Origin of the sequence: Streptomyces ovatisporus, from assembly GCF_042653885.1 — a bacterium.
GTDB classification, from domain to species: domain Bacteria; phylum Actinomycetota; class Actinomycetes; order Streptomycetales; family Streptomycetaceae; genus Streptomyces; species Streptomyces ovatisporus.
Map to the genome: position 1 here is coordinate 480,488 of NZ_JBHSFH010000004.1, position 25,595 is coordinate 506,082.

Here is a 25,595-nt window from a genome sequence, read left to right on the forward strand (position 1 = left end):
CGCCGGCGCACCCGCCGCTAGGCACGAAGGGCAGGTGAGGGCCTCAGCGTGGGTCCGGCGAACTCCCCGGTGAACCCGGGGAGTTCGCCGGCCGCGCCGGGCCGGAAGCAGTGCTCACATATCTCATCAGGCGGCTGTTCGCCGTCGTAGTGATGCTCGCCGTCGTCATGCTGGCGGTGTTCGGCATCTTCTTCCTCATCCCGGAGTGGACCGGGGTCGACCCGGCGACGATGTTCGCCGGCAAGCAGTCGGACGCGGCCGCGCTGGAGGGCATCCGGCAGAAGCTCGGACTGGACGACCCGATCCTCGTCCAGCTCTTCGACTTCTTCAGGGGCATCATCGCGGGCCGCGACTACGTCAGTGCCGGGGACACGCTCCACTGTTCCGCGCCGTGCTTCGGCTACTCCTTCAAGACCGAGCAGGCGATCTGGCCCGTGCTGGCCGACCGTCTTCCGGTCACCCTGCAGCTGGCCGCCGGTGCCGCTGTCATCTGGCTGGTCATCGGCCTCACCGCGGGTGTCGTCTCCGCGCTGCGCCGCGGCACCGTCTGGGACCGCGTGACGATGAGTCTCGCCCTCGGCGGCGTCTCGCTGCCGATCTACTTCACCGGCCTGCTGTCGCTGGCGATCTTCTCCTACGGGCTGGGGCTGGTCAGCAACGAGTACACGCCGATGGCGGAGAGCTTCCCCGACTGGTTCAGCGGGATGATCCTCCCCTGGCTGACCCTCGCGTTCCTCTTCGGCGCCATGTACGCCCGGCTCACCCGCGCCACGATGCTGGAGGTGATGGGCGAGGACTACATCCGCACCGCCCGCGCCAAGGGCGTACGGGAGGCGGTCGTGATCCGCAAGCACGCCATGCGCTCCACCATGACCCCCGTCATCACCCTCCTCGGTGTCGACCTGGGTGCGCTGATGGGCGGTGCGATCCTGACCGAGACGACGTTCAGCCTGCCCGGTCTGGGCCAGGCCGTACTGAAGGCGATCAGCGAGAAGGACCTGCCGCTGATCCTCGGCGTCACCCTGATCACCGCCTCGGCCGTCGTCGTCGCGAACCTCATCGTGGACCTGCTGTACGGCGTGATCGACCCCCGAGTGAGGCTCGCATGACGGAACTGCACAAGACCGGTGCCGCTGCGGTCGGTGAGCCCGCGGCGGACGCCCGTCCCCCACGCTCCTTCCTGGAAGTACGCGACCTGAAGGTCCACTTCCCCACCGAGGACGGGATGGTGAAGTCCGTCGACGGTCTCTCCTTCCAGCTGGAGAAGGGCAAGACGCTCGGCATCGTCGGCGAGTCCGGCTCCGGCAAGTCGGTGACGTCGCTCGGCATCATGGGCCTGCACACCGTCGGCCAGTACGGGCGGAAGAAGGCGCAGCTGTCGGGCGAGATCTGGCTCGACGGCCAGGAGTTGCTGAGCAGCGAGCCGGACCGGGTGCGCAAGCTGCGCGGCCGGGAGATGGCGATGATCTTCCAGGACCCCCTCTCGGCGCTGCACCCGTACTTCACCATCGGCCATCAGATCGTCGAGGCGTACCGGGTCCACCACGACGTCGACAAGAAGACGGCCAAGAAGCGTGCCGTCGAACTCCTCGACCGGGTCGGCATCCCCCAGCCCGACCAGCGCGTCAACAGCTACCCGCACGAGTTCTCCGGCGGTATGCGGCAGCGGGCGATGATCGCCATGTCGCTCGTCAACAACCCCGAGCTGCTGATCGCGGACGAGCCGACGACCGCGCTCGACGTGACCGTGCAGGCGCAGATCCTGGACCTCATCCGCGATCTGCAGAAGGAGTTCGGCTCCGCGGTGATCATCATCACCCACGACCTCGGCGTCGTCGCCGAGCTCGCCGACGACATCCTGGTGATGTACGGCGGACGCTGCGTGGAGTACGGCACCGCCGAGCAGGTCTTCTACGAGCCGCAACACCCGTACACATGGGGCCTGCTGGGCTCGATGCCGCGCATCGACCGGGACCAGACCGAACGTCTCATCCCGGTCAAGGGCTCCCCGCCCAGCCTGATCAACATCCCCGACGGCTGCGCCTTCAACCCGCGCTGCCCGTACGCGGACGTGCCCAAGGGCAATGTCAGCCGCACCCGACGCCCCGAACTGCGCGACGTGGGCGGCGGCCACCAGTCCGCGTGCCACATGGACACGGCGGACCGGGAGCGGATCTGGAACGAAGAGATCGCGCCGAAGCTGTGAGTGAGGACGAGCAGATGACGATCCCATCCCAGCAGCAGGCGTCCGACGCGGTGCTGACGAAAGCCGATCCCGAGCCCGGTGAGGCGCTGCTGAGGGTCTCCGGCCTGAAGAAGCACTTCCCGATCACCAAGGGCCTGCTCAAGCGTCAGGTCGGCGCCGTCAAGGCGGTCGACGGCATCGACTTCGACGTACGGGCGGGGGAGACCCTCGGCGTCGTCGGCGAGTCCGGCTGCGGCAAGTCGACCATGGGCCGCCTCATCACGCGGCTGCTGGAGCCGAGCGCCGGCACCATCGAGTTCGAGGGACGGGACATCACGCACCTCGGCGTTGCGGGGATGCGCCCGATGCGGCGCGACGTCCAGATGATCTTCCAGGACCCGTACTCGTCGCTGAACCCGCGGCACACCGTCGGCGCCATCGTCAGCGCTCCGTTCAAGCTGCAGGGCGTCGAGCCCGAGGGCGGTGTGAAGAAGGAGGTCCAGCGGCTTCTGGACCTGGTCGGGCTCAACCCCGAGCACTACAACCGCTATCCGCACGAGTTCTCGGGCGGGCAGCGGCAGCGCATCGGCATCGCCAGGGCGCTGGCACTCAACCCGAAGCTGGTCGTCGCGGACGAGCCGGTCTCCGCGCTGGACGTCTCGATCCAGGCGCAGGTCATCAACCTGCTCGACGACCTGCAGGACGAACTCGGCCTGACGTACGTGATCATCGCGCACGACCTGTCGGTCATCCGGCACGTCTCCGACCGCATCGCCGTCATGTACCTGGGCAAGATCGTGGAGCTGACCGACCGGCAGTCGCTCTACGCGTCGCCGATGCACCCGTACACCCGGGCGCTGCTCTCCGCCGTACCCGTGCCCGACCCCGGCCGCCGGGCGCAGGGCGGACGCGAGCGGATCCTGCTGCAGGGCGACGTGCCCTCGCCGATCAAGCCGCCGAGCGGCTGCCGCTTCCACACCAGGTGCTGGAAGGCGACCCAGATCTGCAAGACCCAGGAGCCGCCGCTCGTCGCCCTGGCCGAAGGTCACGAAGCGGCCTGCCACCACCCGGAGAACGCGCCGGACCAGCACCCGGAGGACGCTCAGCCGCTGGCGGGCTGAACCGCGGGCCGAGCGTCCGGGTCCGGACCCGGACCGGAAGGACGCCGGAAGGGCGGCTGCCGTGGCGCAGCCGCCCTTCCGTCTGCCTTGTGCGTGTTGTCGCGCTCACGCGGTACTGCCGTGAGCCGTGCCGGCTCAGTACGCGGAGTTCACGTTGTCCATGGAGCCGTACTTGTCGGCCGCGTAGTTGCAGGCGGCGACGATGTTGGCGACCGGGTCGGTGACCTCGTGCTTCGTCCCCTCGACGTGGTAGGCGTCGAAGGTCGGCTGGATCGTCTGGAGCAGACCCTTGGAGGGGGTGCCCTTCTTGGCGTTGATGTCCCAGTCGTTGACGGCGTTCGGGTCGCCGCCGGATTCACGGATGATGTTCTTCTTGATCCCGTGGTACGAGCCGGGGATGCCCTCCTCCTTCATGATGGAGCGGGCCTGCTTGATCCAGCCGTCCAGGTTGTCGGCCTTGGTGGCCCGGTCGGCGGCGCGGCTGGCGCCCCTGTCGGCACGGACCTCCTCGGCCTTGTTCTCCTGCTCGGCCTTGACCTCGGCCTTGGCCCTGGCCTCGGACTTGACCTTGGCCTCTGCCTTGGGCTCTGCCTCTGCCTTGGGCTCGCTCTTCTGCCCGGCCTCGGCATCCTTGCCCTGGTAGGCCTTGGTCTGGTGGCCCGCGCTGGCGCCGGCCAGCTGCAGGGGCCTGGTGTCGTTCGCGTGGTCACCCTTCGTCGCCGCGGCGGGCTTCTTGCCCGCGTCCGCGCTCGCCGAGTGCCCCGCGACCGGCTTGGCGGGACTTCGGCCGGCGTCGCCGCCGTCCGAGCCGGGAGCGATGCCGGCGGTCAGTGCCGTGATGCCTGCGGCCGCGGCGAGGCCGATGGTCGTGGTCTTCTGCTTCCGGTTCAGGCGGGTGTAAGCGGAACTACGCATGGAGGAGCAAATACCTTTCGCTTGCCGTGTGTCGCGGGAAGGCCGGAACGGCTGTGGCGCCGAGTTCTGGTCCCCGGCGAATGCGACGCTGGCATTGGTAAAAGCCCACTCGGCACAAGTCCAAATAAGGGATGTACTAACGGGCATGGTCGTACGGAGTCGGGCGAGCGGAACGAGACGCCCGATTCGGGCATTGGGGGCGGGGCGGGATACTAAGAGAACTACTAAGAGAAGTGGTATGTGACGTGGCTCCTATGTGCCGCCTCACATTCCAGCGGCTCCGGATCGACGTGCTGTAACGACTCGTACACGCGAATGTGGGGCGTGTGCGGCGCCCTTCGCGGGGGTCGGACCGCCGGTTCCGGTGCGGGTGCCGAGTGGGAGTGCCGCAGTCCCGTACCTGCCGTCTCCGGCCGCCGGTGCGCCCGTGACAATGGGCCGGTGAACCACCAGCTACTCGATCCGGATCTGCAGCACTGGCTCGACCTCGTCGGAATCTTCGTCTTCGCCATATCCGGGGCGCTGCTCGCCGTGCGCAAGAACTTCGACGTCTTCGGAATGGCCGTGCTCGCCGAGGTCACAGGGCTGGGCGGCGGGCTTTTCCGGGACGTGGTGATCGGGGCGGTGCCGCCTGCCGCGTTCACCGACGCCGGCTACTTCCACGCCCCGCTCATCGCGACGGTCCTGGTCTTCTTCCTGCACCCGCACGTGGAGCGCATCAACAAGGCGGTGAATGTCTTCGACGCGGCGGGGCTGGGCCTTTTCTGCGTCGTGGGGACGGTCAAGGCGCACGAGTACGGGCTGGGGCTCTTCGCCTCGGCCGTGCTCGGCCTGGCCACGGCGGCGGGTGGCGGCGTGCTGCGGGACGTCCTGGCGAACGAGGTGCCGTCGCTGCTGCGCTGGGACCGCGATCTCTACGCGGTGCCGGCGATCGTCGGAGCCACCGTCACCGCGCTGCTGCTGGACGCCGGGGCACTCGACGCGACGACGATGACGCTGGCCGCCGCTCTCGCGTTCGCGGTGCGGCTGCTGGCCATGCGCTTCGGCTGGCGCGCTCCGCGGGCCTGGCACCGGCGCTCGCAGGTCGAGGACGCGGAGCCCACCACCTGACGTGGGCTCCGCGTCCTCGGCCTTCCCCGTCAACCGGGCTGTGGCCTGCGTTCCCTGTGGCGTGAGGACGCCAGGGGGCGACCATACCCGCTGGTAACTTCTCCGTGTACGGTACTCGCATGTCCGACACCTGCACCGAAGCCACCCTCAGCGAGTTCGACCGGGACACCGCCGTGAGGCTGCGCGAACCCGGTGTCCACGACGTGAACCTCTCCCCGGGCTGGGCCATCGGCCACGCCCTCAACGGCGGCTACCTGCTCGCCGTCCTCGGCCGCGCGCTCGGTGAGGCCCTGCCGCACCCCGACCCCTTCACGATCACCGCGCACTACCTCTCCGCGAGCACCCACGGCCCGGCCGTCGTCCGCACGCACACCGCGCGGACGGGACGTACGCTCTCCTCCGGCTCGGCGGGCCTCTTCCAGCCCGACGCCGACGGCAACGAGGTCGAACGCATCCGCGTCCTCGCCACCTACGGCGACCTGGACACGGTCACGGACGACGTGCGTACCAGCGCCGAGCCGCCGGCCATGCCGCCCCGTGAGCAGTGCTTCAGCGCACACGACAACCCGGCAGGGCCGGACGCGGGCCCCGAGATGGGCAAGCGACTCGATCTCCGGCTCGACCCCGCCACCTGCGGCTGGGCGGTCGGAGCGCCCAGCGGCCGCGGCGAGATGCGTGCCTGGTTCGGCCTCGCCGACGGCAGGGATGCGGACCCGCTCTCCCTGCTGATGGCCGTGGACGCCCTGCCGCCCACCGCGTTCGAGCTGGGTCTGAGCGGCTGGGTGCCCACCGTCGAACTCACCGTGCACGTCCGGGCCCGCCCTGCGCCCGGGCCCCTGCGGGTCTCCGTCACGACAGCCAACCTCGCGGGGGGCTTCCTGGAGGAGGACGTGGAGGTCTGGGACAGCGCCGACCGCCTCGTGGCCCAGTCCCGGCAGCTTGCGCGGGCGAAGGCCTGACGCGGCCGGAGCGCCCCTGGCAGGCGCCTCCGCCCGCACCGCGTCACGGACTCCTCGCGGGGACGGTCGGCTCCGCGCGCCCGGACGGGCCGGCGCCCGCGGCGGGGGAGTCCGGCGACGCCCCGGGCGCCCCGCCCGTAGGGGAGAGCTCGGCGGTGCGCGCCGGAGGGGCGTGCCCGGGCGGCTTCGCCCCTGAGTTCGCCTCGCTGCCGAAGAACCACCCCATGCCCGGCTCCAGCACCCAGCGGACGGTCCGCCGTACGGGCGCGGTGCACAGGCCCGTCATCGCGGCGCCCGCGAACACCGTGATGCCGATCCGCGCGAGCGGACTGCCGGTCCAGGCCGTCTCGTACCAGCCGAGGTGCTGGGAGAGCTGGACCGGGAAGATGTGCAGCAGGTAGGCGCAGAGCGTCCCCGCGCCCAGCGCCGTGAACCACGTGCGCCGCCGCGGCACCCAGGCCAGGAAGCACCCGGTCATCACCAGGGCGCAGGCGAAGGAGCCGAGCGTCATAAGTCCGCCCGCCCAGGCCGGGAGGCCCAGTCCCTGCGCGTCCTGGTCGTGCAGGAAGGGCGCGGCGGAGATGAACGGCACCGCCGCGTACGAGACGAGCAGAGCACAAACCGCGACGGGGAGTGCGAGCAGACGTACCGGACGCCGGCGGAGCGCATCGAAATGGTCCGGCCGCAGTTGCAGGCCCAGCACGAAGAAGGGGAGGAACTGCGCCACCCGCATCAGACTCAGGTCGTCGTCGATGCTGGGCGTGACGCTCGCCGCCACGCCCACGGCCACCGCGACGGGCAGCGGATGCCGCAGCACCTTCCACAGGGGGGTCGTCAGCCGCCACAGGAAGAGCGCGACGAGGAACCACAGGGCGAACCCCGGCTCCTGGTACCGCAGTTCACGGTCCGGGTCCGCGGTATGGCGGATGTGGAGCGCGTAGAGCGTCTGGAAGACGAGGTAGGGCACGAGGACGCCCGTGACCAGCCGCTTGATCTGCCGTGGCGTGCCCTCGAAACCGCGCGAGAGGTAGCCGGAGACGACGATGAACGCCGGCATGTGAAAGGTGTACAGCAGGTAGTAGAGGGCGCTGGCGACGCGGCTGTCGGCCGTCAGCGGCGCCCATGCGTGACCGACCGCGACGAGCACGATCGTCAGGTACTTCGCGTTGTCGAGGTACGGGTCGCGTCCGGGTCTTCGCCGGCCACTCCGCGCGGTCTGCTTCACCCGCACCCGGTGGTCCGGCGTTTCCGGCAACCCGGGTGCGGGAGGGGGAGATTCAGTGCGGAGCGGGGGCAGGGGCGCCCGCTCGACGGCGACCCGCGACATGGCCCGAACGGTAGGAGCGGGGCGCGTCGTGTGAAGTTTTTCTGTGGGAAGTCGCGTTTCCGGTTGGGCAGTCGGGGCGTTGCGGGTACCTTCCGCGGCGGCCTGTGGCCCTCCGGCAGGCGTCTTCGGCGCCCGTGATCCGGCCGCCCGTGTGCGGGCGTACGGACGGCCGTCTGTACGGGGCGTACGGTCAGCTGCGGAGGAAGTCCTGGAGCACCGCGGTGAGTCGGGCCGGTGCGTCCTCCTGGACCAGATGGCCGGCGCCCTCGATGAGCTGCAGTCCGGCGCCCGGAATCAGACCGGCCAGCCGGTGGGCCCGGTCGACGGGGATCCAGGTGTCGGCCGTCCCCCAGCAGATCAGCACCGGCAGCGCCAACTCCCCGTAACATCCCTCGATTTCGTCCGTCCAGCGCTGGTCGTTCTGGGCGATCTGCCGGTAGAAGGCGCCCTGCCCGTCCTTACCCAGCCACGGGGCGACGAGCTGGTCCAGCACCCTCGGGTGGAGTCCCGCTGCGCTTGCCGAGCCGACGTACTCCCGCACCAGCGCCTCATGCAGCGCGGGAGGCAGCTGCTCGAACACCCCGGCGTGACTGCCGAGCAACCGGTAGGACGGGGAGCCCCAGGGCGCCAGTGCCACGACGTCGACGAGTGCGAGCCGCGCATAGCTCGCACCGTGCAGCAGATGCGCGCGGAGCGCGACGCAGCCGCCGAAGTCGTGGGCCAGGACGGCCGGTTGGCGGCCCTCCCCGGTGCCGTCGTGATCGTGCGGGCCGTCCTGCCGCAGGCCGTCTTTGTGCAGGTCCCAGTGCCGCAGCAGCTCCGCGAAGATGCGCGCCTGAGCCGCGAGGGAGACGTCCTGGCCGTCGTACTTCTGCGAGGTTCCGTAACCCGGCATGTCCCACACGAAAACCCGGAAGCGCAGCGCGAGCGCGCGGGCGAGGCCGCGCCAGGTGTAGGAGGACCACGGCGTCCCGTGGAGCAGCACCACCGGCGGGCCGTCCTCCGGGCCGAGAACGCCCCAGCGGACGACGCCGGACGAGCTGTCGAAGGTGCGGTTCAGCGTGTCCGCCCAGTTGTCGCTCATCCGTCCAGTCTCGGTCACCTGGCCTCCTCCCGGTGACGCGGCACCGGTGGCCGGCTGTCTGCGTGCGAGTACGCGGCGTATGCGGACCGGGTGTCCGCCGCGGCATGAATTGCCCGCGCTCATCCGGTTACACGGTCGGTGGGAATCACAGGGCCGGCCGAGAGAAAGCGAGACAGCCGTGACCTATGCAGTGAAGAGCACGCTTCCGGACGACGACCTCAAGACCGTCGGCGAGGCCCTGCAGGGCGCCCTCGTCGACCTCGTCGACCTCTCACTCGTGGCCAAGCAGATCCACTGGAACGTGGTCGGGCCGCGCTTCCGCTCGATACACCTGCAGCTCGACGAGGTCGTCGAGACGGCCCGCAGCTACTCCGACAAGGTCGCCGAGCGTGCGTCCGCGCTCGGCCTGCCCCCGGACGGCCGTTCGTCCACGGTGTCCGCGGCGAGCAGCATCGAGCGGGTCAAGGAGGGCTGGCAGCCCGACGGCGAGGCGGTACGCACGATGGTCACCGCGCTCGAAGCGGTCATCGCCGGCTCCCGCGAACGCATGACGTCGGTGAGCGAGCCCGACCCGGTGACGGAGGACATCTTCATCCAGCTCACCGGCGACCTGGAGAAGCACCACTGGATGTTCCAGGCGGAGAACGGCAGTTGAGCAACCCTCGCGGGCCCCGCTGACGACGGGGTCCCCGGCGGCCACCGGGGCGCGATGCACAGCACCGCGCCCGGGTGGCCGCCTTCTCGCGCCACGGTGAGCGGGCCGTCCCGGGGGCCTCCCGTACAGCCCGTGACTTGCGTGAGAGCAACTTTCATTTGCGCAAGTTGCACGAATGCAAGTACCGTCGAACGACGTGTCGACGGTACGGGAGGCGACCTCGCTGTGAACGGGTTCGTGGGCAGGCGCAAAGAGCTCGGCTTCCTCGATGACCTGCTGGAGTCCGTGCGGACCGGAGGGCGGGGCGGCCGTCGGGGCCGGGCAGTGCTCATCCGGGGGCGCAGACGCGTGGGCAAGTCGCGGCTCGTCGAAGAGTTCCTGGAGCGCACAGGGCTTCCCCACGTCTTCTTCACCGCCGTGGGCGGCTCGAAGGAAGGGGACCTGGCGGGATTCACCGACGAGCTGGCCGCTTCCGCCCTCCCCGATGCCTCACGGTTCGCGGATTTCGCCACGCCGCAGACCTGGGACGCCGCTCTGGGGCTGCTCGCGGGCGCGCTCCCCGCGGACACGCCCAGCGTCGTCGTCATCGACGAGATGCCCTATCTCGTCCGTGCGGATCCGAGCTTCGAGGGCGCGCTGCAGAAGGCGTTCGACCGGACCCTGTCCAGGCTTCCCGTCCTGCTCGTCCTCATCGGCTCCGACCTGGCCACGATGGAACAGCTGAACACCTACGGGCGCCCCTTCTACCAGCGCGGCACCGAGATGGTCGTCCCGCCGCTCGACCCGGCCGAGGTCGGCGCGATGCTGGACCTGCCGCCCGCCGACGCCTTCGACGCCTACCTGGTCACCGGCGGGCTCCCGCTGATCCTCGAGGAGTGGCCGCAGGGCGCCGGCATGTGGGACTACCTGGAGGAGGCACTTCGCCGCCCCACGTCGGCCATGCTCGTCAGCGGCGAACGCACCCTGGCCGCCGAGTTCCCCCACGAAGCCCAGGCGCGGACGGTGCTCGGAGCCATCGGGCACGGAGAGCGGACCTTCACTCTCATCGGACGCGCGGCAGGCGGTCTCAATCCGGGCTCGGTGAAGCGCTCGCTGGAGCTGCTGACGGCCCGCCGCGTCGTGGCAGCCGACCTGCCGCTGTCCACCCGGCCCAGCCGCGGGACCCGCTACCGGATCGACGACCCGTACCTGCGTTTCTGGCTGTCGTTCCTCGGCCCGGGGATTCCGATGGTCGAGCGTGGTCGGGGCGACCGCGTCCTCGAAGCGGTCCGGGCCGGCTGGACGAGCTGGCGGGGCCGGGCCGTCGAGCCCGTGGTCCGCGAGGCGCTCTGGCGGCTCGGGGACGAGCAACTGCCGCCGGGCACCGATGCCGTCGGCGGGTACTGGACCCGCAGCAACGACCCGGAGATCGACATCGTCGGAGCCGACCGGGCGCCCATCGCCAAGAAGATCACGGTCGTCGGCTCCGTCAAGTGGCTGGAGAACAGGCCGTTCGACAACCGCGATCTCGCCCGGCTCGTCAAACACCGTTCCCAGCTGCCCGGCGCGGCCGAGACCACGCCGATGATCGCCGTGGCCAGGAGCGGGTGCACGGCGGAAGGCGTCCGTCACCTCACTCCGGCGGAGCTACTCAGCGCCTGGGCGTGATCCCGGCAGGCGAGCAGGCGGGGCCGAACAACTCCCGTTCGCGCAGCGAGCCTTGACGCCGACGCACAGGCGGGCGCAGCGGCGGGAGCCATGCCGGAGGCGCACCTGGTGACGGACGGTCACACCGGGGCTCAGGCGACGGCCAGGGGCGTGGGCGACGGGTCCTCGTCGTCGCACTGCGCCAGTTGGAGAAGCAGGTCTCCCACCGTTGCCTCCGGGCTGAGCCCCAGCTCCGAGATGGGACGTGTGCCGGGCAGGTCGCGCGAGGCGACCCCGATCAGCTTGAGTTCGCCTTCCCCGACACGCGTTGCCAGGAGCCCACCCACGTCGGCGGTGGCGATCTGCTCCAGAACCGTTCCGAGCTTGTCCGCGGGCAACGCGCACGCCACCACCAGCCGGCTCTGCTCCATGCGTGGCAATGCCGACACCGTCCGCATGACGGAGGCGTCCTGCAAGGCGCCGTGCAGGAGTTGAGCGGTGGCCACCCGTTCGTCGGTGCGGTCGTCCTGCGGAACGACCACGGCGACGACGGGCCTTCCCTCGTCCATGGCCTTCTGCCACTGGGGCAGCATCACGTCGATCGCGAGAGCTTCTTCCCGCAGCGGAACGTGCACGTCATCGCCCTCGCCGAGCGCTCTGAGCCACGCGTTGACCTCGCCCCAGCGCCACACCAGGGAACGACCCGCGGTCCCCTCCGGCTCCGGGAAGGGCGGGTGGCTCCGCCGCTCACCCTTGATCCATTGCAGGACGTTCTGACGGCTGCGGCCGGTCCGCTCGGCGATGTCCGCGACTCCGACCAGATCCGGGTCGAGCCGCAACAGCCGCACGGCCGGGAGCGCCCGGCGGAGACGGACGCTCAAGCGGTGTGCGGCGTCCACGGCGCCCGCGCCGTCGCCGGAGAGCGTCAGCAGCTGACGGCCCCTGTGCGAGGCGAGTAAGCCGTCGAACTCGTCGAAGACGACGCCGGAATCGAGGTCGCTCTCGGCCGAGACTCCCTCGACGACGAAGAGAAACTCGTAGTCCGTCATTCAAGCCCCCTGCTTGCCGTGCGCCCCTCAACGCCGATGTTTCTACGGGTAATTGATGGTCCATCAGGCAGTCACACCGGGCGGCGATGTGCGTGTGACGAACATCAGGCCACGCCGTTGCGGCAGGACCACCGTCAGACGCATCTGCCGGAGGACGGTACGAGCGCGGGTGTCCGCCCTCGGAGCACACGCGTCAGGATGCCGGACCGGGAGGCGACGGGGGAGGTCCGAAGGAGCCTCCCGGCGGGCCGGGGTTCTGCTGAGGCGGGTAGCCGTATCCCGGTCCGGACCCGGACGGGGGCGGTGAAGGCGGCGACGCCGGAGGGCCCTGCTGGTCCGCGGCACCTGGCTGCGGCGGGACCTGCGGCTGCGGCGGAGCGCCCGGCGGCGGACCGGACGGCTGCGGCGGTGCGTACGGATGAGGGGCGGACGACGGCTGGGGCGGCGCGTACGGCTGGGGCTGGGCCTGATGCTGCGGTGCTCCATAGGGTGCCGGGCCCGCACCGAACGGAGCCCCCTGCTGCATCGGCATCCCCTGCTGCATCGGCATCCCTTGCTGCATCGGGGCGCCCGGGTGCGTGGCCGCCCCCGGCTGTGCGGGTACGCCCGGCCGCAACGTCAGTACCAGCAGGGCCACTCCGCCCACCAGCGTGATCACCTCGTACGCGAAGCTGAAGTACGTGATCGCCGCCGTGCCGCCGGACTTCAGGAGCGTGCCGGAGGCGACCTGGTTCCACAGGCCGAGCAGCGCGGGGGGCAGTTCGGCGAGCACCACGCCCAGCGTGAAGCCGCGGGCGGAGAGACCCCGGGTGAGCGCGAGGACCGCGGCGGCTCCGCCGGCGGCGATCATCGTCAGCCATCCCCAGACCGCGGAGACTCCGAGGATCGCGTTCAGGCTCGTCGCCCCGGTGAAGGAGCGGACCCAGATCCCGGCGCCCGCCTCGGCGAACAGGTAGATGTTCCAGCCGATGTTGAAGAGCACCGTCAGCCCGAAGTAGACCGCGGCCACGGCTACGTGCGCGCCCACGGGCCGCTGCGGCGTCTCGCTGGGCAGAGGCGGTTCCGGGTACGGCGGCGCGGGCGGCTGCGGGGGCTGCATCCCGTAGGGCTGAGGCGCACCGAAGGGAGGTGCCTGGCCCGGCACGGCCGCCGTTCCCCACGGGCCGGGCTGAGCCTGCGTGCGCGGCCACGGCCGGATTCCCGCCAGCAGCACGACAGCCAGTGCGAGACAGAGGAGCGTGACGAGCAGGGAGGTGCCCGCGGCCGTGTTCCCGGCGCCGTCCGTCTCGAAGCTGCGGTCCAGGTAGAACGGATCGGTGCCGGAGTGCAGCATCACGTGCCAGATCACGGGCAGCCGGAAGGCGAAGGTGAGCGCCGCCGTGGACGCCAGCAGACCGCCGGCCGCCCAGGCCCCGGTGAACGCGGCGAACGTGGCGGCGAGCTGCAGCAGGAGCAGGCCGAGGTCCGTGGCGGACGTCGCGGGCAGTTCCACCGCGCTCGCCGTCCCGGTCGGGACGGCGCCCGTCCACACGTCCCACAGGTCGCCGGCGCCCAGTTCGGAGACGTCCCGCACCATCCAGAGCAGGGTGTGCAGCGCGAAGAGGAGGCTGAAGACGCCTCCTGTGACGCGTGCACCCTTTGTCAGAACCCGCACCTGTGGCATCCAGCCATCCCCCTTGCCCCCTTGGAATACGTCCGGACGCCCGGACGTTGTCGTCGGCTGTGCCCGGGCACGGCGCCCGTGAAGGCGTCGGACGGGCAACAACAGCCCGGCGGGAGCGTACTCCTGGACCCTGCTCCCGCACACGTCCGGGGCTCGCGCGCGCCCACGGGTGCGCAGAGCCCGTACCGCGCCGTACCCGTCTTGTCAGCCGCTCGTAGAATCGAGGCATCATGGCCCGCTCCGCCTACCTCGACCACGCTGCGACCACGCCCATGTTCCCCGAGGCGGTGCAGACGATGACCGCCCAGCTCGTCCTCGCCGGGAACGCCTCTTCGCTGCACGGTTCGGGGCGTCGCGCCCGGCGCACTGTGGAGGAGTCGCGGGAGGCGCTCGCCGCGTCGGTCGGGGCGCGTCCCAGCGAGGTCGTCTTCACGGCAGGGGGCACGGAGGCCGACAATCTCGCGGTGAAGGGCCTGTTCTGGTCCCGGCGCGACAGCGATCCGGCCCGTACGCGAATCCTGGCGAGCCCCGTCGAGCATCACGCCGTCCTGGACACCGTCCACTGGCTCGCCGACCACGAGGGCGCAGAAGTGGAGTGGCTGCCCGTGGACGCCCACGGGCGGGTGCACCCGGAGGCGCTGCGGGACGCGGTCGAGCGGGACCCGGCGAGCGTGGCGCTGGCCACCGTCATGTGGGCGAACAACGAGATCGGCACCGTCATGCCGGTGGCCCGGCTCGCCGAGGTCGCAGCCGAGTTCGACGTCCCGCTGCACGCGGACTCGGTGCAGGCCGTCGGCCAGACCGAGGTGGACTTCGCCGCGTCCGGACTGGCCGCGCTGACCCTGACCGGCCACAAGATCGGCGGTCCGTACGGGGTGGGAGCGCTGCTGCTGCGCCGGGAGCAGACGCCGGTGCCGCTGCTCCACGGCGGCGGGCAGGAGCGTGACGTACGGTCCGGGACGCTGGACGTTCCCGCGATCGCCGCCTTCGCGACGGCCGCCGAGCTCGCCGCCGAGCGCCGGCCGGATTTCGAGCGCGAGATCGGCGCCCTGCGGGACAAGCTGATCGAGCAGGTGCGCACGGCCGTGCCCGACGCCGTGCTCAACGGCGACCCGGACCCGGCGGGGCGGCTCCCCGGCAACGCGCACTTCTCCTTCCCGGGCTGCGAGGGCGACTCCTTGCTGCTCCTGCTGGACGCCCAGGGCATCGAGTGCTCGACGGGCTCCGCCTGTACGGCCGGGATCGCGCAGCCGAGCCATGTGCTCCTCGCGACGGGCTCGGACCCCGGGCTCGCGCGGGGGACGCTCCGGTTCTCCCTCGGACACACCTCCACCGAGGACGACGTGGAGGCCGTGGCCCAGGCCATCGGCCCGGCGGTCGAGCGGGCCCGCAGCGCGGGGCTGAGCTGAGAGATCCGGCGGGGCCGCGTGCCGCTGCGCGGGGTCGTCCTGCGATCAGACTCTGGACGTCCGGCCCGCAGTGCCGTTGACTGATGCGCCGACAGCGCGGCGAGCGCCGCACGATCCGCCGTACGCCCCGCACGTACGGCAGCACATACGGCCGGACGGCCCGGCGCGGGGCGGAGCGGGACGCACGGCCTCGCGCCCGCCGACCCGGAGCCCCGCCCCGGAGCCCCGGTCCGCCGCGTCGGTGCGTTCGGCGGTCGCACCCCCCGAGGAGGCCATCAGTGGTTGCCGGCGGTGAACTCCCCGGCCCGGCACGTCCGGCGGCGGGCGGAGGCCGGGACGACAGCGGCGACGGCGCGACGGCGTCCGCCGCCTCCGCGCTGCCCGCTTCCGTACGCGTCGGATACGGCCTGGGCTCCCTGTGCACCGGCACGTTCGCCACCGTCCCGGGGCTGCTGCTGCTCTACTACCTCACGAACGTCATGGCCGTACCCGCGGCCGCAGCGGGAGTGGCCCTCTTCCTGCCGAAGGCGTGGGACGTACTGATCAATCCTGTCGTCGGCGCACTCTCCGACCGCAGCCGGTTCCGCGGCGGCCCGCGCCGTCCGTTCCTGCTCGCCGGAGCGTGCACGCTGCCGCCGCTCTTCGCGCTCATCTTCGCCGCTCCGCCGCTGCGGGGCATGGCCGCGGCGGGATACGCGGCGCTTCTCTTCCTGCTCGCGGCGACCGCCTACGCCGTCTTCCAGGTCCCGTACGTGACGATGCCCGCGGAGATGACGGACGACTCCGAGGAACGCGGCAGGATCCTCGGCTGGCGCGTCGCCTTCCTCGGGGCGGCGATCCTGCTGTCCGGCGCGGTGGCGCCGGCGATCGCCCACGCGGGCGGCGACACACCGTCGAGCTACCGGCTGATGGGTCTCGCCGTGGCCGCGCTGCTCGCGGCCGGCATGTTCGGGGCGTGGTACGGGACGCGCAGGGCACCTTCGGTCGCGCGCAGCACCGCCGAGCCCTCTCTCCGGAGCCAACTGGCCGCGGCGCGCGGCAACCTGCCGTTCCTGTTCCTCGCCGGGATGTGGACCGCACAGGCGCTGGCGATCGGCGTGATGCTCGCGGGAGTGCAGTACTTCGCTACGTACGTCCTCGGCTCGGCGAGTGCCGTCACTCCGCTGTTCGCCTGCATGATCGGCCCGTTGGCGCTCGTCATGCCCCTGTGGAACCGGCTGGCACGCAGCCGGGGCGTCAAGTCGGCCCAGTTCTGGGCCTCTTCGCTCTTCCTCGCGGCGACGCTGGTGCTCACCGCGACACCGTGGGCGGGGACGTGGGCTGCTTACGGAGCGGTCGCCGCCGTCGGAATCGCCTACGGCGGGCTGCAGTTGCTGCCGCTGCGCATGCTCGCGGACAACCTGGCTGCCGACGCCGCCCGTACGGGACGTCAACGGGCCGCGACTTTCACCGGGTTGTGGACGGCGGCCGAGACGCTGGCCTTCGCCCTCGGGGCGGGTGCCTTCGCCGCGGTGCTGGCCGTCAGCGGCTTCCGGTCCTCCGAGGCCGGACACCAGGCGGCACAGCCCGGCTCCGCGGTCACCGGCATCACGCTGGGGATGAGTGTGCTGCCCGCCGCACTGGCGCTGGCCGGTCTGTGGCTGCTCCACCGCTACGAGGAGCCGGTGCCGCCGGCCACCACCGCGGGGTCTGCCCGTGCCGAAGCCTCTGCGCCTGCCCCGCCGCCGGCTCCCGCTTCCGCCCCGGCTCCGGCTCCTGCGCCCGCCCGCGGGACGGGGCCGCAAGCCGAGGGCTCCGACCGTACCGACACCCCGGAGGACGAGACCGACCGTGCCGAGTGAACCCGCACCCCACATACACAGCTCAGCCCCGGCCCCGGCCCCGGCCCCCACCCCGGCCCCGCCGCCGCACGCCGCGCTGCCCGACGGTCTGCCCGCGGCAGACGTGCTGGAGGAACTGCGCGCCCTGCGCGGCTCGGACGCCCCCACCCGCGGCGGCCGTACCTTCGCCTACGTCTACGACGCGGGCATCGAGGGCCTGGACGAGCTCGCCGCCGCCGCGTACTCGGCGTACGCCACCGTCAACGGCCTCGACATGACGGTCTTCCCGAGCGTCGCCCGGCTGGAGAACGATCTGATCCGCACCGCCTCCTCCCTGCTGGGCGCACCGGGCACGCAGGGCACCTTCACCAGCGGCGGTACGGAGAGCATCATGCTCGCGGTCAAGACGGCCCGCGATCACGCCCGAGCCGAACGGGGCGTCCGGCAGCCAGAGTTGGTGCTGCCCTCCACCGCGCACGCCGCCTTCCACAAGGCGGCGGCCTACCTCGGTGTGGAGCCCGTGGTCGTACCGGTGGACGGGCACACCTGCAAGGCCGACGCCGCAGCGATGGCCGCCGCCGTCACGGAACGGACCGCGCTGGTCGTCGCCTCCGCACCCTCCTACGCGCACGGCGTCATCGATCCGGTGGCCGACATCGCGGGCGCCGCCGCCGAACGGGGAGTGCTGTGCCATGTGGACGCCTGCATCGGCGGCTGGCTCCTGCCGTACCTGCGCCGTGCGGGACGGGAAGTGCCGCCCTTCGGGATGACGGTGCCGGGCGTCACCTCGCTCTCCGTCGACCTGCACAAGTACGGATACGCCGACAAGGGCGCGTCGGTGGTGCTGTACCGCGACGCCGAGCTGCGCCGCCACCAGTACTTCGCGCACGCCGGATGGCCCGGGTACCCCGTGGTCAACCCGACGGTTCAGGGCACGAAAGCGGCGGGACTGCTCGCACAGGCGTGGGCCGTGCTGCGGCACGTGGGGGAGGACGGCTACACCGAGCTGGCCCGGCAGGTCGCCGACGCCTCCGACCGGCTGCTCGCCGGGCTGCGCGCGATCCAGGACGTCCGGGTGCTGGGCGAACCGGAGGCGGGGCTCGTCGCGTTCACGCTCGCCGGGCCGGGGACCACCGCCGGCGGCGGGGACTTGAGCCTGCTGCTGCATCTCGCGGACGAGATGCGCCTGCGCGGCTGGTATCTCCAGCCGCAGCTCAGCTTCGAGGGCATGCCGCCCAATCTCCATCTGACGCTGACACCGGCCACCGTCGGCCAAGTCGACGCGCTGCTGGGCGACTTGGCCGAAGCGCTGACCGCGGCGCGTGCGCTGCCGCCGGTACAGGCCGATCCCGGCCTGGTCGAACTCGCCGCCGGGCTGGACGCGTCCGCGCTGGGACCCGACGAGGTCTCGGCCGTCCTGGCGTACGCGGGACTCGACGGCGGCACCGGTGCCGCTGCCGCACTGCCGCAGCGGATGGCGCCCGTACTGGTGCTGCTGGACGCGCTGCCGCAGGCCCTCAAGGAGCGGCTGCTCTCGGAGTTCGTGGGCTCGGTCTTCCGGATCTGACGAGGACGGCGGCGGCAACTCGTGCGGTGCCGCGCGGTACCCGTCGCCTTTCCGGAGCCCGTATGCGCGGGCGTTCCCTCTGCAACCGCCGGACTCCCGGTGACGTCCGGTCAGTTGACCGCAGACGCTGCTGCGTCGGGGGAGCCGTGCGTGACCGGCACGGCGACGGCGTGTGCGAACGACCGGGAACTCTCAGAGGGGAAGCATGAAACCGTTGCATCTCAAGGGCGCCGCCGCGCTCGCTGTGGCAGCCCTGGTGGGCGTCGGGTACCAGACGGCCTTCGCAGGCGAGCCGTCGCCGGGGAAGTCCGCTTCGGCCGGGCCCGCTTCGTCCGAGGCCGCCGCTGCCATGGACGTTGCGTACTACAGCGAGTCGCTGAACGCCGAACTGACCGACGTCGCCGCTGTCTCGAAGAACGAGGGATGGGCGATAGGCACCTCCCGCGAGGACGACGGTGGCGGCTCCCAGGAGATTCTGCTGCACCGCGCCGGCGGGAAGTGGGAGCAGAGCGAACTGCCGGAGGAGGCCGCGGACGCCTCGCTGAGCCAGATCGAGGGTTCGGGTCCGGACAACGTGTGGCTCTTCGGCCGGAAGGCCGACCAGTCCGGCTCGCTTGCGTTCCGGTGGAACGGCGAGAAGTGGCAGTCCATGCCCGCCCCGGCCTTCGAGGGCTCGCCGGCCGACCGCGGGGCAGCCGTCCTCGCAGCCGACGACGCCTGGGTCCTCGGCTCCGGCAAGAGCGCTCACCACTGGGACGGCACCAGGTGGACGGAGTCGCAACTCCCCGCCGACGCCGCCTCGTTGGCGGGCATCAGCTCGGACGACGTGTGGGCCGTCGGCTTCCGCGAGACCTCCGGGGACGGCGGCGGGCCGATGAGCCAGCCCGCGGCGATGCACTGGGACGGCAAGGAGTGGAAGCTGGAGAAGACTCCGGAGTACCACTTCCCCGACCCGGCGCCGCCGGAGGAGTCGGCGAGTCTCGACTCCGTCGTCGCCGTGTCCGGGGACGAGGTGTGGGCCGTGGGCCTGCACACCTTCAACCACGGAGAGGGCGGCCCGGAGCCGGAGGAGGAGAAGATCCTGCTGCGCTGGGACGGCGGCGAATGGCAGGAGGGCCCCGCCGACGCGGCCGGGAAGGCGTCGACGGAGCTCGCCCCGGACGGTGCGGGCGGACTGGTGCTGGGACGCTACTGGCACATGACGGCCGACGGCGACCTGCGCGAGATCCCCCGGCACAAGCCGGTTCCCGGCAGGTCGGGCCAGGTGGAAGAGGTCGACAAGAAGCAGCGGTTCTGGCCCGGCGAGACGGTTCACGTGCCCGGCACGAAGCAGGTGTGGAGCACAGGTGTGATCGAGCTCGGGGCGTACGGCGACGCCAACTTCCGCCGTGGCGCGATCCTGAGCTACGACGCGGAGTGAGCCACGACGCGGAGTGAACTGAGGCGCGCGGCAAGCCTGTCGAGGGGCCGTCCGGCAAATGCCGGGCGGCCCTTGCGCGTTGCCCGGGGCGGACGGAACATCCGGCGCACGTCCGGCGGACGTTCCGCCCGGCGGGGACGGAACGGAGAAAGGGGATTCCCACTCACTTTCCGTCAATGGCCCGTTGTGGCTGTGTGAATAACGGCGGCAGGACTCTACCCAGGGGTAGTAACGCGCATTAACGTTCCTCGCACGCTTGCCGCGTCTCACCCCCCACAGGAGATCCCGGTGATACCTTCCCGCGCTCCGTCCGTCAGATCCCGCCTCACGAGGGCCGCCGTCACGAGGGCCACCGTCACGAGGGCCACCGTCACGAGGGCCGCCGTCACCAAGGCCAAGGCCGCCGTCATCGGTGTGGCAGCCGCCGCATTGCTCGCCCCCCTCGCCGGCGGATCCGCGCCGGCCTTCGCGGCGGCGGCTGAGGAGAAGGCCGCAGCCGAAGCCGCCGCAGCAGCCGACGACCCGTGCCAGGGGCAGTGCAGCGACATCCTCCCGGCCGGCCAGAACGGGCACGCCACGCTCGCGGCGATCCTGCTGCACAAGACGATCGGCACCCGCCCCAAGCATTCGGCCGACCAACTGGCCCCGTACGACAACCTGTTGCACGACTACTCGGGGCTCACCGAGGAGCAGCTCTCCGACTACTTCAACGACGCCTCCTTCGGCGTCGCCGAAGACCAGGTGGAGAGCGTGAAGTCGCCCCGATCCGACGTCACCATCACCCGCGACAAGGCCACCGGCACCCCGCACATCAAGGGCACCACCCGCGAGGGCACCGAATTCGGGGCCGGATACGCCGCGGGCCAGGACCGGTTGTGGCTCATGGACATCCTCCGGCACGTGGGCCGCGGTGAGTTGTCCTCCTTCGCGGGGGGCGCCGAGGGCAACAGGTCGCTCGAGCAGAGTCTCTGGGCCGTGGCGCCGTACACCGAGAAGGACCTGGAGCAACAGGTCGAGCGGATCCGTGACTCGGGCGAGCGCGGGGCCCAGGCTTACGAGGACATCCAGAACTACGTCAGCGGCATCAACGAGTTCATCGACGACACGGTGGGCGCGCTGAACTATCCCGGCGAGTACGTACTGACCGGCCACGGATCGAAGATCGCCGACTTCAAGATCACTGACGTCGTGGCCATCGCGTCCGTCATCGGCTCGATCTTCGGCAACGGAGGCGGCGGCGAGGTCGGCAACGCGCTGGCCGAGCTGGCGTTCAAGAGCCAGTACGGAAAGGCGGAGGGCGAGAAGGCGTACGCCGCCTGGCGGGCCCAGAACGACACCGAAGCCACAACCACCGTGCAGGGCAAGGAATTTCCCTACGCGGAATCGCCCCGCGACCCCAAGGGCGTGGCGACTCCGGAAGCGGGATCGGTCACGGCCTTCGACCACTCCCAGAACGAGACCGGCACCGGCGGCAAGAAGTCCACCGGGAAGAGGAAGTCGGAAGGCGTGCTGCCGGCCGACCTGATCACGTCCAAGAAGGGCATGTCCAACGCCCTGATGGTCTCCGGCAAGCACACCGCGTCCGGCAATCCGATCGCCGTGTACGGACCGCAGACCGGCTACTACTCGCCACAGATCATGATGGTGCAGGAACTCGACGGGCCCGGCCTCCGCTCCCGCGGGGCGTCCTTCCCCGGTCTGAGCTTCTACGTCGAACTGGGCCGCGGCCTCGACTACTCGTGGAGCGCGACCTCGGCGAGCCAGGACATCACCGACACCTTCGCGGTCGAACTCTGCGAGGAGTCCGGTGAGGAACCCACCACCAACTCCCGCAGCTACATGCTCCGCGGCAAGTGCACGCCCTTCGAGACACTGACCAAGCACAACGAGTGGAAGCCGACGCTCGCCGACTCGACCGAAGCCGGTTCCTACGACCTGGTGAGCCTGCGGTCGGCGTACGGACTGGTCAGCCACACCGGCACGGTGAAGGGCAAGCCCGTCGCCTTCACGGCGCTCCGTTCCACCTACCACCACGACGCCGACTCGGTCATCGGCTTCCAGAAGTTCAACGACCCCTCGGCGATCACCTCGGCACGCAGCTTCCAGGAAGCCGCGCAGGACATCGGCTACACCTTCAACTGGTTCTACGCCGACGCCGAGCACACCGCGTACTACAACTCCGGTACGAACCCCGTGCGTTCGCCGGGTACCGATCCCGACAAGCCGATCCTCGCCGAGCCCGGGAACGAGTGGAAGGACTGGGACCCGACGCTCAACACCTCGGCCGTCACCCCGCCCGAGGAGCACCCGCACTCGGTCGACCAGGGCTATTACGTCAACTGGAACAACAAGCAGGCCAAGCGCTTCTCCGCAGGCTGGGGCAACGGCTCGGTGCACAGGGGCGACCTGCTGGACAAGCGGGTCTCCGCGCTCGTCGAGAAGGGCGGAGTGACTCGCACCGACCTCGTCAAGGCCATGGAGGAGGCGGCCGTCGCCGACCTGCGGGCGGAGAAGGTCCTCCCCGAACTCCTGGACGTCATCGGCTCCGGCGAGATCACCGACCCCCAGCAGGCCGCCGCGGTCGAGAAACTGCGCACCTGGGAGAAGTCCGGATCGCTGCGGCGCGAGGCAGCGAAGGACGACGGCGAGTACGAGCACGCGGAGGCCATCCGGACACTGGACGCCTGGTGGCCCCTGCTGGTCGAAGGCGAGTTCAAGCCCGTACTGGGTGAGGAGCTCTACAAGTCGCTCACCGGGCTCGCACCCGTGAACGAGTCACCCTCGGGCGGCCAGAACGGCGGCGGAGAAGGGGGAGGCGGAGTCGGCGCGAGCCAGCCGCACAAGGGCTCGGCGCTGCAGCACGGCTGGTGGTCCTTCGTCGAGAAGGACCTGCGCGCGGTGCAGGGCGAGGACGTCGCCTCGCCGCTGGACCGGCCCTACTGCGGCAAGGGCTCACTCGCCGAGTGCCGGAAGATGCTGCTGAGCACGCTGTCCGAGGCCGTCGCCACCCCCGCCGAGGAGACCTACCCCGGCGACAAGGAGTGCGACGCGGGCGACCAGGTGTGCGCCGACTCGATCGTGCACCGAGCCATGGGCGGCATCACCGCTCCGCGGATCGCCTGGCAGAACCGGCCCACGTATCAGCAGGTGGTCGAGTTCCCGTCCCGCCGCGCCGGGCGGTAGCCCCGCGCGCGGGCCCGCAGGCCGTGCCACCGCCACCGGACTCCGGACCGGCGGTGGCAGGGTCACCGGGCGCCGAGACCCCCGCGCGCCTCCCGCACGTAGCTCATGTAGCGCTTCCAGTCCCAGTGCGGACCGGGGTCGGTGTGGTCCGCGCCCGGGACCTCGTTGTGCCCGACGATGTGCTCGCGGTCGACCGGGATGTCGTACTTCTTGCAGATGCGGGCCGTCAGCCGGGCCGAGGAGCGGTACATCTCCTCCGTGAAGTTCTCCGGGCGGTCGACGAAGCCCTCGTGCTCGATGCCGATGCTCCGCTCGTTGTACGAGCGGTTCCCCGCGTGGTACGCGACGTCCAGCTCCCGCACCATCTGCACCGTCCGCCCGTCCCGGGCCCGCACCACGTAGTGGGTGGCCGAGGCGTGCAGGGGGTCGCGGAAGACCTTCACGGCAGTGGGGAAGTCGCTCTGCGTGACGTGGATGACCACGCGGTCGACGGTGTAGTCGGCGGGACGGTCGGCGAAGCGCAGGTTCGCCTCCGACGCGGCGATCCAGCGCACCCCCGGCTGGTCGACGTCCCCCTCCGTGCGCTGCTTGTCGATCCCCGGTACCCGCCACCACAGCCGGGACGTCTCGTCCCAGGTCAGCGCCCCTGCGGTGACCAGTGTCGCTGCGCCGCCGGATATGAGAAGGGTGCGCCGGGAGATCGAAGCCATACAGATCACAACGCATCCGGGGGCCGGGCTGGTTCCGGCCCCGGGGGACCACATGCCTCTCCGTGCGGGCTCCCGGGCGATTCCCTCTACCCTGGACGGGTTATGACTGACGCTTCCAGCAGCCCCACGTCCCCCGGCCGCGCCGCCCGTCCCCAGCCTCCGGCTGCGGCCCTCCCCCAGCCTCCGGCGGGGGACGCCCCCAGGCTGCGCGTGCTCGCCGCCATGTCCGGCGGTGTCGACTCCGCCGTCGCCGCCGCCCGCGCGGCCGAGGCGGGACACGACGTCACGGGTGTGCACCTGGCTCTCTCCGCCAACCCCAAGTCCTTCCGCACGGGTGCCCGCGGCTGCTGCACGATCGAGGACTCACGCGACGCCCGCCGCGCCGCCGACGTCATCGGTATCCCGTTCTACGTGTGGGATCTGGCCGAGCGCTTCCGTGAGGACGTCGTCGAGGACTTCGTCGCCGAGTACGAGGCGGGCCGTACGCCCAACCCCTGCCTGCGCTGCAACGAGAAGATCAAGTTCGCGGCCCTGCTGGACAAGGCGCTGGCCCTCGGCTTCGACGCGGTGTGCACCGGCCACTACGCGACCGTCGTCACACGCGACGACGGCACCCGCGAGCTGCACCGCGCCAGCGACGCCGCCAAGGACCAGAGCTATGTCCTGGGCGTTCTGGACGCCCGGCAGCTCGCCCACGCCATGTTCCCCCTCGGCGACACCCTCACCAGCAAGGACGAGATCCGCGCAGAGGCCGAACGCCGCGGTCTCGCCGTCGCGAAGAAGCCCGACAGCCACGACATCTGCTTCATCGCGGACGGCGACACCCAGGGCTTCCTCGCCGGCCGCCTCGGTACGGCCGAGGGCGACATCGTGGACGAGGAGGGCCGGAAGCTGGGCACCCACGAGGGCGCGTACGGCTTCACGATCGGCCAGCGCAAGGGCCTGCGCATCGGCCACCCCGCACCGGACGGCAAGCCCCGGTACGTCCTCGACATCTCACCTGTCGACAACACGGTCACCGTCGGCCCGGCCGCTTCGCTCGACGTCACCGGACTCACCGCGGTCAAGCCCCGCTGGTGCGGAGCGGCCCCCGACGGCCCCGGCACGTACACCGCCCAGCTCCGCGCCCACGGCGGCGAGACCGAAGTCACCGCCGAACCGGCCGAGGACGGGCAGGAGTTGCGGGTCCGCTTCACGGAACCGGTGCGCGGGGTCGCGCCGGGCCAGGCGATCGTCCTCTACGACGGCACCCGCGTGATCGGCTCGGCCACGATCGCCACGACGGAACGGGCCCGGACGGCGGGCGCGGTCAACGGCTGACGCGGGCCCGGCACGCCACGGGAACATCCAGACAACGCTTGCGAGTGACATTCGAGTGAACGCTGGCACTCCTCTGCTTACTGCAGGAAAGCCGACCGTCCGCTTTTTTCGCGGGGCATGACGCAACGCCGAATCCACTCACGTCGCGGCGCCCGGTCGTCGTAAGCGAGCATCACCAACGCCTGCGTGCCACCACGGCCACTTTGGCAAGGCGAACTACCGTATGCGCGCCCGGTCATCCGTTGCAACGACGCAAATCGGGGTAGGGCATCTCCCAAGTGCCGCCCGTCGCGGGCTTGATAGCGTCTCTGACAGGTTTAGGCAGTGGGACACTGTGGGCGCTGGACGGTTCTTTCGCATCGACACAGATCCGTCACGGAACCAGTTCCGAATATTCACGAGGGGCGATACATGGGGGGAAAGTTCAAGGCGGACACGGACCAGTTGGGGCAGTTCGTGAAATCCCTGGAGG

General features: G+C 71.0%; 19 protein-coding genes. 13 read left to right on the forward strand and 6 right to left on the reverse strand.

Annotation, left to right across the window (positions count from 1 at the left end; genetic code table 11):
- Positions 1 to 110: 110 nt before the first annotated feature.
- Genes ACFPA8_RS06960 through ACFPA8_RS06970 form a run of 3 tightly spaced genes read left to right on the forward strand, consistent with a single transcriptional unit; the run spans position 111 to position 3,306 of the window.
- On the forward strand, positions 111 to 1,109 hold the full coding sequence (locus ACFPA8_RS06960) for an ABC transporter permease (RefSeq protein ID WP_386443854.1): 999 nt from the start codon (positions 111 to 113) through the stop codon (positions 1,107 to 1,109).
- Positions 1,106 to 2,206, forward strand: a complete 1,101-nt coding sequence (locus tag ACFPA8_RS06965; protein ID WP_386443857.1) for an ABC transporter ATP-binding protein — start codon at positions 1,106 to 1,108, stop codon at positions 2,204 to 2,206. Before ACFPA8_RS06960 ends, ACFPA8_RS06965 begins: the two co-directional genes overlap by 4 nt.
- Positions 2,207 to 2,220: 14 nt before the next feature.
- Positions 2,221 to 3,306, forward strand: coding sequence for an ABC transporter ATP-binding protein (locus tag ACFPA8_RS06970; protein WP_386443859.1), 1,086 nt, complete (start codon positions 2,221 to 2,223; stop codon positions 3,304 to 3,306).
- Positions 3,307 to 3,441: 135 nt separating this feature from the next.
- Here the strand turns inward: ACFPA8_RS06970 and ACFPA8_RS06975 are convergent, their stop codons facing one another.
- On the reverse strand, positions 3,442 to 4,221 hold the full coding sequence (locus ACFPA8_RS06975; RefSeq protein WP_386443862.1) for a transglycosylase SLT domain-containing protein: 780 nt from the start codon (positions 4,219 to 4,221) through the stop codon (positions 3,442 to 3,444).
- A 441-nt stretch (positions 4,222 to 4,662) separates the two neighbouring features.
- Here ACFPA8_RS06975 and ACFPA8_RS06980 point away from each other — a divergent pair, with 441 nt between their 5' ends.
- Positions 4,663 to 5,331, forward strand: coding sequence for a trimeric intracellular cation channel family protein (locus ACFPA8_RS06980; protein ID WP_386443865.1), 669 nt, complete (start codon positions 4,663 to 4,665; stop codon positions 5,329 to 5,331).
- A gap of 119 nt (positions 5,332 to 5,450) precedes the next feature.
- The gene (locus ACFPA8_RS06985) at positions 5,451 to 6,290 is read left to right on the forward strand and encodes a thioesterase family protein (protein WP_386443867.1); all 840 of its coding nucleotides are present in this window, start codon (positions 5,451 to 5,453) and stop codon (positions 6,288 to 6,290) included.
- A 43-nt stretch (positions 6,291 to 6,333) separates the two neighbouring features.
- Here ACFPA8_RS06985 and ACFPA8_RS06990 read toward each other — a convergent pair whose 3' ends face one another.
- Both ACFPA8_RS06990 and ACFPA8_RS06995 read right to left on the reverse strand, forming a co-directional pair.
- A complete protein-coding gene (locus ACFPA8_RS06990) occupies positions 6,334 to 7,515 on the reverse strand; it encodes an acyltransferase family protein (protein ID WP_386443870.1) in 1,182 nt (393 codons plus the stop codon).
- 292 nt (positions 7,516 to 7,807) lie between these two features.
- Positions 7,808 to 8,701: an alpha/beta fold hydrolase gene (locus ACFPA8_RS06995; RefSeq protein ID WP_386444693.1), complete on the reverse strand. Its 894-nt coding sequence runs from the start codon at positions 8,699 to 8,701 to the stop codon at positions 7,808 to 7,810.
- 178 nt (positions 8,702 to 8,879) lie between these two features.
- On the opposite strand from ACFPA8_RS06995, the gene ACFPA8_RS07000 reads away from it, so the two are divergent.
- Together ACFPA8_RS07000 and ACFPA8_RS07005 are read left to right on the forward strand one after the other, a co-directional pair.
- Positions 8,880 to 9,356, forward strand: a complete 477-nt coding sequence (locus ACFPA8_RS07000) for a Dps family protein (RefSeq protein WP_386443872.1) — start codon at positions 8,880 to 8,882, stop codon at positions 9,354 to 9,356.
- 225 nt (positions 9,357 to 9,581) lie between these two features.
- Positions 9,582 to 11,003 (forward strand): ATP-binding protein, encoded by a 1,422-nt coding sequence (locus ACFPA8_RS07005; protein ID WP_386443875.1) that lies wholly within the window; start codon positions 9,582 to 9,584, stop codon positions 11,001 to 11,003.
- Positions 11,004 to 11,134: 131 nt separating this feature from the next.
- Here ACFPA8_RS07005 and ACFPA8_RS07010 read toward each other — a convergent pair whose 3' ends face one another.
- The gene (locus ACFPA8_RS07010) at positions 11,135 to 12,031 is read right to left on the reverse strand and encodes a helix-turn-helix transcriptional regulator (protein ID WP_386443878.1); all 897 of its coding nucleotides are present in this window, start codon (positions 12,029 to 12,031) and stop codon (positions 11,135 to 11,137) included.
- A gap of 193 nt (positions 12,032 to 12,224) precedes the next feature.
- A complete protein-coding gene (locus ACFPA8_RS07015; protein ID WP_386443881.1) occupies positions 12,225 to 13,685 on the reverse strand; it encodes a hypothetical protein in 1,461 nt (486 codons plus the stop codon).
- Between the two features lie 239 nt (positions 13,686 to 13,924).
- Here ACFPA8_RS07015 and ACFPA8_RS07020 point away from each other — a divergent pair, with 239 nt between their 5' ends.
- The 5 genes from ACFPA8_RS07020 to ACFPA8_RS07040 all read left to right on the forward strand — a co-directional run bounded on the left by ACFPA8_RS07020 (position 13,925) and on the right by ACFPA8_RS07040 (position 23,093).
- Complete coding sequence (locus ACFPA8_RS07020) at positions 13,925 to 15,103, forward strand: cysteine desulfurase family protein (RefSeq protein WP_386443884.1); 1,179 nt, start codon at positions 13,925 to 13,927, stop codon at positions 15,101 to 15,103.
- Positions 15,104 to 15,480: 377 nt separating this feature from the next.
- Positions 15,481 to 16,944 (forward strand): MFS transporter, encoded by a 1,464-nt coding sequence (locus tag ACFPA8_RS07025; protein ID WP_386444696.1) that lies wholly within the window; start codon positions 15,481 to 15,483, stop codon positions 16,942 to 16,944.
- A 13-nt stretch (positions 16,945 to 16,957) separates the two neighbouring features.
- Entirely contained in the window at positions 16,958 to 18,490 is a 1,533-nt protein-coding gene (locus ACFPA8_RS07030) for a pyridoxal phosphate-dependent decarboxylase family protein (protein ID WP_386444699.1), read from the forward strand.
- Between the two features lie 205 nt (positions 18,491 to 18,695).
- A complete protein-coding gene (locus ACFPA8_RS07035; RefSeq protein WP_386443887.1) occupies positions 18,696 to 19,910 on the forward strand; it encodes a hypothetical protein in 1,215 nt (404 codons plus the stop codon).
- A gap of 414 nt (positions 19,911 to 20,324) precedes the next feature.
- On the forward strand, positions 20,325 to 23,093 hold the full coding sequence (locus tag ACFPA8_RS07040; protein WP_386444702.1) for a penicillin acylase family protein: 2,769 nt from the start codon (positions 20,325 to 20,327) through the stop codon (positions 23,091 to 23,093).
- Positions 23,094 to 23,155: 62 nt separating this feature from the next.
- On the opposite strand, the gene ACFPA8_RS07045 is transcribed toward ACFPA8_RS07040, so the two are convergent.
- Positions 23,156 to 23,803 carry an N-acetylmuramoyl-L-alanine amidase gene (locus ACFPA8_RS07045; RefSeq protein WP_386443890.1) on the reverse strand — a complete coding sequence of 216 codons (648 nt, stop codon included), beginning with the start codon at positions 23,801 to 23,803 and terminating at the stop codon, positions 23,156 to 23,158.
- A gap of 102 nt (positions 23,804 to 23,905) precedes the next feature.
- Between ACFPA8_RS07045 and mnmA the strand changes: the two genes are divergently transcribed.
- The gene (mnmA, locus tag ACFPA8_RS07050; RefSeq protein ID WP_386443892.1) at positions 23,906 to 25,123 is read left to right on the forward strand and encodes a tRNA 2-thiouridine(34) synthase MnmA; all 1,218 of its coding nucleotides are present in this window, start codon (positions 23,906 to 23,908) and stop codon (positions 25,121 to 25,123) included.
- Positions 25,124 to 25,595: the final 472 nt, after the last annotated feature.